The 638-nt window shown below is 53.8% G+C and carries 2 protein-coding genes; both read left to right on the top strand.

Annotation, left to right across the window (positions count from 1 at the left end; all coding sequences use genetic code 11):
* Positions 1 to 64: 64 nt before the first annotated feature.
* Positions 65 to 238: a hypothetical protein gene (locus JIN85_RS20795; RefSeq protein ID WP_200274459.1), complete on the top strand. Its 174-nt coding sequence runs from the start codon at positions 65 to 67 to the stop codon at positions 236 to 238.
* Between the two features lie 9 nt (positions 239 to 247).
* A partial coding sequence (locus JIN85_RS22445) for an IS110 family transposase (protein ID WP_200274461.1) occupies positions 248 to 638 on the top strand: 391 nt, incomplete at its 3' end.

Raw genomic sequence — 638 nt, 5'->3', positions numbered from 1 at the left:
CGTGATGCAATCTGAAGCGCCGCCAAGACCTCCGCGCCAACGGATGAGTCTGTGAACAAGATCCATGAAAACTACCACCAATCCTTCACCCTCGCCAAGCCTTTTTCTCGGAATCGACGTCGACAAATCCGACCTCTTTTGCCACCTCATCGGCCACAAAGAACCGCTCTCCGAACGCTTCGATAACACCCCGAAAGGCATCGCTAACCTCATCCAATGGCTCGCCAAACTCGCATAACCCGCCGCCATTTCCGCCTGCCTCGAACAAACCGGCCACTACAGCATCGCCATCTCAAAAGCCCTCCATCAACACGGCCTCCACGCCCTTTTCCTCGTCAATCCCAGACGTATCAAAGCCTTCGGAAATCAAAAACTCAGACGCAACAAAAGTGACACTGCCGACGCCCGGCTCATTGCACGATTCCTCGTTGCCGAACAAAATGACCTCACCCCCTGGACTCCAAAAACCACTGAAAACGAACAACTCACCGACCTCGTCCGCTACACCGAATCCATCACCCGCGAGATCGCCAAACTCAAAATCAAATGCGAATCCGCCATCGATCCCATCGTTCTCAAATCCCTAAGCCGCAGAATCAAATCCGAACAAAAGGAACTCGCCGCCATCCGTCTCCGCA

The sequence above is a fragment of the Luteolibacter pohnpeiensis genome, assembly GCF_016595435.1.
Taxonomy (GTDB): domain Bacteria; phylum Verrucomicrobiota; class Verrucomicrobiia; order Verrucomicrobiales; family Akkermansiaceae; genus Luteolibacter; species Luteolibacter pohnpeiensis.
This window is presented reverse-complemented; position numbering and strand designations above follow the sequence as displayed.

What these genes read in the sequence shown, in the direction of transcription:
- JIN85_RS20795 (WP_200274459.1), top strand. Translation starts at nt 65, where the DNA reads ATGAAAACTACCACCAATCCTTCACCCTCGCCAAGCCTTTTTCTCGGA.